A 9,249-nucleotide genomic window follows, 5' to 3' on the forward strand; every position below is an offset into this window, starting at 1 on the left:
GCAGACGATCAATGCCGGGCTGCGCTCGACACAGATAGCCACCCGATCATCCGGTTGTATCCCCAATCCAATCAAATAATGGGCCAGTTGATTAGCCTGACGGTTAAGTTGATCATAACTCAGTGTTTGCCCTTCACAGACGACAGCAATAGCCTCCGGCGTTTGAGCCACTTGCTGTTCAAACAGTTCATGGACGAGGGCATTCTGCGGAAAGTCAGCTTGCGTGGCATTAAAATCCACTAATAATTGTTGTTGTTCCATTACGGATAACATAGGCAGTGATGAAATCGTCTGATTCACATCAGCGATCATTGCGGTTATCACGTTTTGAAAATAACCCGCAATACGAACCACGGTTTCCCTATCGAATAAATCAGTTGCGTATATTAGCGTTCCGATTAAGCCTGAATTTCCGGCTGTTTCAGTGAACGACAGCGTTAAATCACATTGAGCACTGTATTGCGGTTGTTCGATAATAGAAAGTTCAAGCCCGGGAAGTTTCAATTCCTGAGCCGGAGTGTTGTCTAATGCCAGCATCACCTGAAAGATAGGGCTATGACTTAGGCTACGTTCGGGTTGTAGAGCTTCCACCACCTGTTCAAAAGGCAGATCCTGATGAGCATAAGCCGCCAGTGTCTGTTTACGAACATGGGCCAGTAGTTCCGCTATTGTATGACATTGGCCTGATTCAATACGTAAGGCGAGCGTGTTGACGAAAAAACCAATCAGATTATCCAGTTCGGTGCGAGTACGATTGGCAATGGGAAGACCGATAACAATATCGTTTTGACCACTCAAACGGGAGAGAACAATAGTCCACGCCGTGAGAAGAGTCATAAATAATGTGGCTCCCTGATTTTGTGCAAATGTTTTCAGGGCAGTGAGTAATTCCCCATCAAAGTGAACAGGTATCTTATTTCCACTATAGCTCTGCACGGAGGGACGAGGGCGATCCGTTGGCAGTTCCAGCAGTGATGGCGCTCCATTAAGCTGGTTATACCAATAATCTCGCTGTACGGTCAGTTCATCGCAATGCAATGCGCTGCGTTGCCAGGCAGCATAGTCGGCGTACTGGATAGGCAGTGGTGGCAAATCAGCGTCGTGTCCGGTCAGGGCAGCCTGATAAAATGCCGCCAGTTCGCGGATTAAAATACCACTGGACCAGCCATCAGAAATGATGTGATGTTGAGTGAACAACAGGACATGTTCTTCATTATCCAGATGCAATAGCTGCCCCCGGATTAACGGACCCTGAGTAAGATCAAAAGGCATCCGGGCTTCAGATTCAGCCAGTTCGTCAACACGGGCTGAACGTTCGTCTTCACTCAGAGAACGTAAATCCAGATAACTCATTGAAAAGCCAGTATCCGGAGGGGCTATTTTCTGACAAGGTTGATCATCCACCAATGTAAAGTGGGTGCGCAAACTTTCCTGACGGGCCACAAGGTTATCAAGAGCGGAGATGAGTGCCTGATGTTCAAGTTTCCCCGTAAGACGCAATGCGACAGGGATATGATAGGCCCGGCTTGCGGCTGAATCGAATTGTCCGATAAACCATAATCGCTGTTGGGCAAAGGATAATACTAAAGGCGCATGGCGATCTGTCTTCGTTATCGGCATGTGCAATGAACGAGTTTCATTAGCGTATTGTTTAATTTGCTCTTTAACTTTTTTCTCTAAAACAGCTCGTTTTAACATTTCGATATTGATATTAGCTTTGCTCATTCTTCAGTATCTCCACTTAAAATTGCGATTAATTCTTCTGCGGACATTGAATCGAGGTTTTTCATGATTAACTCTGAGTCATCTCCCCATGCTGAATTCATTTGGGCAGAGAGAATGAGTTCAGATAGCTCTGATAATCGGGATGACTGGAAAATTGAAACGATAGGTATCTGGACTAAAAATTCGGTTTGTATACGGGCTATCAGTCTTGCGGCTAAAAGTGAGTGTCCGCCGATTTCAAAAAAGCTGTCATGCCGCCCGATTCGTTCCAGACCCAGCAGTTCCTGCCAGATTTGTGCCAGTCTGTTTTCTACGTCACCCATAGGTTCGGCATAGTCACTGGTTATTACCGTCGACAAATCAGGAGCGGGTAGCGCTTTACGGTCGAGCTTACCGTTGGGAGTCAACGGGAAGGTATCCAGCATTACAAAAGCGCTGGGTAGCATATAATTGGGCAAACAGAGTTTCAGTTCTTCGCGTAAGTTGGCAGCTTCCAACGTAACGTCTGGTTGTGCCACCAGGTAGGCTATCAGGCGCTTCTCGCCGTTATCTGTCTCATGGATAATAACCATCGCTTCTTTAATTCCATCACAGGCCAGCAGTTGTGCCTCAATTTCTCCCGGTTCAATCCGGAAACCGCGCAGTTTGATCTGAAAATCGTTACGCCCCAGATAGTCGATATTGCCATCCGGTCTCCAGCGTCCTAAATCACCGGTTTTGTACATTCTGGCATCAGGAAGTGGACTGAAAGGATCGGCCACAAACCGTTCTGCTGTGAGTTCAGGCTGGTTCAGGTATCCCCGGGCGACACCCGCACCCCCGATATAAATCTCGCCAGTGACGCCAAGGGGCACAGGCTGACCATAAATATCAAGCAGATAGATTCGGGCATTGGCTATCGGATGACCGATGCTGGGAGACGACAGGGAATGATCTATCGCACAAAAAGTCGTATCAACGGTACATTCTGTGGGGCCGTAGACATTGATAAAACGGGACGTTTTTATTTGTTGCAAGCGCGACCACAAGACAGGAGAAATGGCCTCGCCGCCGATTAACGCCAATTTGGGCTGATAATCCGTATCGGTACCCAGCCCCGAATTCAACAGCCATTGCAGCTGCACGGGAGTACAGTCAAACAGCTCCACAGCATGATGTGCCAGATAACGCCAGAGTTGCTCCGTATTGGCACGAATAGCCTCCGGAATGATAACCAGTGTATGGCCTGCAAGTAATTGCAGCCAACTCTGTACCGAAGCGTCAAATACAATGCTGGCATTCAGGGCAGTACGACACGGTGGCGTGATATCGATCACCGATTGCAGCCCGGTATACAGATTGATGACATTGCGGTGGGTCACCATAACTCCCTTGGGTTGTCCGGTCGAGCCAGAGGTATAAATGACATAGGCCAGATGGTGGGAATTCAGCCCCAACGAGGTTGCATCGGGGTTATGGTCAGGCTGGATATCAAAAAGCGATGTTTGGTTATCCAGTTGCACCGTGGGGATCGGATAGGTCAATTGACCCGCCAGCCCAGTTTGCGTCAGCAATGCCACAGGCGCCGCATCTTCCAGCATATAGGCCAGCCGTTCAGGCGGATAAGCCGGATCAAGGGGGACATAAGCCCCGCCCGCTTTGAGAATAGCCAGTAATCCCACCACCATCTCTAAGCTGCGTTCGACACAAATAGCCACCCGATCATCCGGTTTAACGCCCAATGTCATCAGATAATGTGCCAATTGGTTGGCCTGACGGTTAAGGGCTTCATAGCTCAGGGTTTGTTCTTCAAAGAGTACGGCGATAGCATCGGGTGTCCGGGCGACTTGCTGTTCAAACAGTTCATGGATAAGGGCATGCTGCGGCAAATCGACCTGTGTTGCGTTGAAATCCACCAGTAACTGCTGACGCTCGGATGCCGGCAGGATGGATAAGCTGAGTACCGGTTGCTGAACGTCAGCGGTCAGTGCATCAGCCAGCTCACTGAGGGAAGTGTGCAGATAATGCACAATTCTGTCCGGATTAATTCCGTCTACGGTCTGAGCCACCAGCGTGAAATCGTTCCCGTGATCATCCACGGAAAGAGTAATGGGATAGTTTGTCCGTTCCTCAGACTGTAATACGCGTATGCCCGGCCAACCGATATTCTCGCCCAATTCTGACGGGCTATATCGATAGTTAAACAGAGCACTAAACAAGGGTAAGGGGGGGATCACTCCGCTGCACCGTTGAGCCAGTGCCAACGGAGCCTGCTCATGTTCCAGTAGTTCGGCCAGATTTGTGGCTGTCGCCTGCACTACCTCCCACACATTGAGATTATTCAGGGATATCCTGATCGGCAATGTATTGATAAACATCCCCATAACCTGATCAGCCCCGGCTGAACCGTGCAATCGTCCCAGCAGTACAGTACCGAACACGACTTCTTCACGGTCGCTGATATGAGCCAACATCTGAGCAAAAGCGACATGAAACAGCACGCTGGGGCTGATCCCCAGACGGCGAGACTGCGCACGCAGAGTCTGGGCCAACGTATCACTTAGAAGCAAACGGGCTTCCGACACGTTTGCGCCATTCCCCTGTATATCCAGCAGGCCAAAAGGTGCCGTGGGTTCTTCAATATCGGCAAACCGCTCACGGAAGTAACTTTCATGTACTGAATCCGGCATTTTCAGGATCTGGGCGATAAAGTTACGATAAGGCAGTGGTGTAGGCAGAGATTCTTCCTTACCGTCTAATAACAGAAAAATCTCCTTCATAATAAATTCCAGTGTCATATGATCACTGACCAGATGGTGAAAATTCAGCGCCAGAAGCCATTCATTACTGTCCGAGTCGAGGGCAATACTGGCGGCAAACAACGGAGCCTGAGTGATATCCAGTCGGGAGATGCTATGCGCCTGTGGTTGTTGTGCCTGAATAGATTGTGCTGGAACAAACGATGTCACTGGCAGTTTTGCTTGCCGCCAGACCACCTGTACCGGCTGGCTCAGTCCCTGCCAGCAAAACGCCGTGCGCAGAATATCATGGCGGTCTATCACCTGTTGCAGGGCGTTCAGAAAGGTATCCAGACGGGAGCGGGTATCAAACGCTAACAGCGTGTTTAATAAATAAGTATCGCTGTTTTCCTGCAACTGATGGTGGAATAAAATCCCTTCCTGCAAGGGCGACAGCGGATAGATATCCTGTACATTAGCCACGCCACCCGTCACAGTTGCGGCAATCGAATCAATCTCAGTGTGTGACAGCGTTACCAGCGGCAGCATATCGGGGGTAATGCGTGTGCAATCGTCAGGAATACGGTTGGGTGGGACAAGCATATCCGGCGCATCTTGCCGGGCCTGTATCGCCTGCGCCATCTCCGAAAGCAACGGTGTGGCAAAAATACTACGCACCTCCAGTAAATATCCCCGGCTGCGTAACTGTTCTATCAGGCTGACGGCAATCAGGGAATGCCCGCCCAGCTCAAAGAAATGGTCGTGACGTCCGACCCGTTCCAGTCCCAGTAACTCCTGCCAGATTTCCGACAACGCAATTTCCACGTCACCGATCGGTGCTTCATAATCCCGGGTGATCACGGCGTATAAATCCGGCGCGGGCAGGGCCTTGCGGTCGAGCTTGCCGTTAGGTGTCAGCGGGAAGGTATCCAGCATCACAAAGGCGCTGGGGATCATATACTCCGCCAGATGTTGTGCCAGTTGTCTGCGCAGATCAACCGGCACCAGTTCCGTACCCGCTTCAGCACAGAGATAAGCCACAAGACGGGTATTCCCTTCAGCGTCTTCACGGGCTATCACGACGGCCTCCTGTACGCCCGGGCACTGCATCAGGCCTGCTTCAATTTCCCCTAATTCAATGCGGAAACCACGCAGTTTCACCTGAAAATCATTCCGGCCGAGGTATTCGAGATTGCCATCCGGCAGCCAGCGGGCCAGATCACCGGTTTTGTACATACGCATCCCGGGATTATCGGAGAACACGTCAGGCAGGAAACGCTCTGAGGTTAGTTCCGGTCGGTTCAGATAACCACGTGCCACGCCTGCACCGGCAACATAGAGTTCGCCCGCCACGCCCAGAGGGGCAGGCTGACCATAGGCATCAAGGATATAGATACGTAAATCGTCAAGGGGCTGACCAATCAAGCTGCCTTTCCCTGAATAAATATCCGGTTCGGTCAGTTCCCGATAGGTGGCATGTACGGTGATCTCAGTAATACCATACATATTCACCAAACGCGTCTGATCGGTGGGATTACGGTCAATCCATGGCGCGAGGGTGTGCAGCTCTAACGCTTCACCGCCAAAGATAATACAACGCAGGGTGTGTTGCGCATGCGGCATCGCATTCTGCGCGACAATCAGCTGACGGAAGGCGCTGGGAGTCTGATTCAGAACAGTCACTTGCTCACGGCACAGCAGCTCATAGAACTGGTGTGGTGAGCGGGCACATTCAGCCGGAACAACGACCAGCCGCCCCCCGTAAGCCAGCGCTCCCCATAATTCCCATACGGAGAAATCGAAGGCAAAAGAGTGGAACAGTGTCCAGATGTCGTTGTTATCAAACCGGAACCTCGCCTGTGTCGCTGCCAGCAGGCGGGTGACATTAGCATGTTCTACCATCACGCCTTTTGGTTGACCCGTGGAGCCGGAGGTATAAATCACATACGCCAGATGGTGTGGAGTGAGTCCCTGCACTGTGGCCAGCGGATTGGTTTCCGGTAGGTTTGCTAGCGTGGATGAGGGCAGGTCATCAAGTCTGACAGTAGGTAATGCAGAATTGCCAGTGATTTCGCCCAGTGTGGTTTGCGTCAGCAACACCACAGGTTCGGCATCATCCAGCATATAAGTTAATCGGTCAGCGGGATAGGCCGGATCAAGGGGCACATAAGCACCGCCAGCCTTGAGAATAGCCAATATCCCCACGATCATGTCTAAGCTGCGTTCGACACAGATAGCCACCCGATCATCCGGTTTTACGCCCAATTCAATCAGATAATGGGCCAATTGGTTAGCCTGACGATTCAGTTCGTCATAACTGAGCGTTTCCGCCTCCCACACCACGGCAATCGCTTCTGGTGTTCGAGCAACCTGTTGTTCAAACAATTCGTGGATCAAGGTATCTGGTGGGAAATCAGCCTGTATGGCATTGAAATTCTCCAACAGTAGCTGACGTTCAGCCGCAGGCAGAATAGATAAATCAAGCGCAGGCCGCTGGGGTTCAGCCGTCAGCGTGTTAACTAATTCACTCAGGGCAGTATGCAGGTAATTCACCAATCGGCAAGGGTCGGCACCCGCCACGCTCTGAGCCACCAACGTGAAACCATCCTCTGTATCATCCACTGAAAGGGTGATGGGATAGTTTGTTCTCTCTGTGGATGCCAGCAGGCGCACTCCTTTCCAGACAGTTTTCTCTGCCTCCACGGGAACGGATGAGCCGTGACGATAGTTGAACAATACACTGAACAGTGGCATCGGAGGGATAACACCACTGCAATTCTGCGCAAGTGCCAGCGGAGCTTGTTCATGCTCCAGTAGGTTTGCCAGATTTTTGGCTGTTGCCTGCACGACTTCCAATACACTGAAATGACTCAAGGAGACTCGGATTGGCAGGGTATTAATAAGCATCCCCATCATCTGATCGGCATTGGCCGAGCCGTGTAATCGTCCCAATAGCACTGTACCGAATACGACTTTTTCTTGTCCGCAGATTTTAGCCAAGACTTGTGCCCAGGCGACATGGAACAGCACACTCGCACTGATGCCTAAACGCCGAGCCTGCGCGCGCAGAGTATGAGCCAGTGTTTTATCCAGTGATAAACGGGATTCCGTCACATCAGTGCCATTGCCCTGTACATTAAGCAAACCGAAAGGTGCGGTGGGTTCATCAATGTCCGCAAGCTGTTGACGGAAATAGTCTTCATGTACCGAATCCGGTACGTTAAGGGTCTGGGCAATAAAATTGTGGTACAGCAGTGGCGGAGTTAGCTCAATCGCCTGCCCCTGTACCGTCTGTTTCTGTAATAGCTGTTGAATTTCATCCATGATCAACGTCAGTGTCATATTATCGCAGACCAGATGATGGAAACTCAGTGCCAATAACCATTCCTCAGAGGCGGGATCATAGACAGTACTGGCAGTAAACAACGGAGCCTGAGTGATATCCAACCGGTTGGTGATATGTGCCTGCAATTGTGACGGAATATTTTCTGCCGATATGGGAACAAACGACATCACCGGCAGTTTTGCTTCTCGCCAGACTACCTGCATCGGTTTGCACAGTCCCTGCCAGCAGAAAGCTGTCCGCAGAATATCATGGCGGTCTATCACTTGTTGCAAAGCATTCAGAAAGGTATCCAGACGGGAACGGGTATCAAAAGCCAGCAAGCTATTTGACAGATAGGCATCCCCATTTTCCTGTAACTGGTGGTGGAATAAAAGACCTTCCTGCAAGGGCGACAGCGGGTAGATATCCTGTACATTAGCCCCCCCTCCCGCCACAGTTGCAACAATCGTGTTAATTTCAGTTTGTGACAGCGTCACCAACGGTAGCATATCCGGGGTGATAACCGTGCAACCATCGGGAATACGATTGGCGGGAACAAAAATATCGGAAGTGTCCTGTTGTGAGTGTATTGCTTGCGCCATTTCCAAAAGCAATGGGGTTGCAAAAATGCTGCGTACCTCCAGTGAATATCCCCGGCAGCGCAACCGTTCAATCAGGCTGACCGCGATCAACGAATGCCCGCCCAGCTCAAAGAAATGGTCGTGACGTCCGACTCGTTCCAGCCCCAGTAATTCCTGCCAGATTTCTGTCAGTGCCGTTTCCACCTCACCCACTGGTGCTTCATAGTTTCGGGTAATGACCGCTGACAAGTCCGGCGCGGGCAGCGCCTGGCGGTCGAGCTTGCCGCTGGGGGTCAGCGGCAAGGTATCTAACATGACAAAGGCATTGGGCAGCATATAATCCGCCAGACTACTTCTCAGCTGCTCGCGCAGATCGGCTGCTTCCAGCGTAACGTCAGGTTGTGGCACCAGATAAGCCACCAGGCGTTGTTCACCCTTATCCGTCTTATGGGCGATAACCACCGCGTCCCTGACACCCTGACAGGCCACTAACTGTGCTTCAATTTCCCCCGGCTCGATGCGGAAGCCCCGGATCTTGACCTGAAAATCATTACGACCCAGATATTCGATATTGCCATCCGGTAGCCAGCGCCCCAGATCGCCGGTTTTATACATTCTGGCATTCGGTTCAGCACTGAACGGGTCAGCAACAAAGCGCTCCGCAGTCAAGTCAGAACGATTCAGGTAACCCCGGGCGACGCCAGCGCCACCGATATAAATTTCCCCCGTCACGCCCGGAGGCACCAGTTGTTGTGTTTTATCAAGCAGATAAATTCGACAGTTGGCGATTGGGCGACCAATGGATAACGTTTCAGCCGCATCGAGTAAGGCGCCACCATTGAGTGACAGAGAGGTTACAATGACAGTCGCTTCCGTTGGGCCGTAAGTGTCTGTCCAACGA

At 51.1% G+C, this 9,249-nt stretch carries 2 protein-coding genes; both read right to left on the reverse strand.

Annotated elements, in window-relative coordinates:
• Window positions 1–1,725 (reverse strand): condensation domain-containing protein (locus AACX68_RS03605; RefSeq protein ID WP_228860622.1); only part of this gene is annotated, 1,725 nt, incomplete at its 3' end.
• On the reverse strand, window positions 1,722–9,249 hold a 7,528-nt coding region (locus AACX68_RS03610; protein ID WP_228860623.1), incomplete at its 5' end, for a non-ribosomal peptide synthetase. The genes AACX68_RS03610 and AACX68_RS03605, both read right to left, overlap by 4 nt.

It is taken from the genome of Xenorhabdus sp. PB61.4 (assembly GCF_963894935.1).
Classification (GTDB): Bacteria; Pseudomonadota; Gammaproteobacteria; order Enterobacterales; family Enterobacteriaceae; genus Xenorhabdus; species Xenorhabdus stockiae.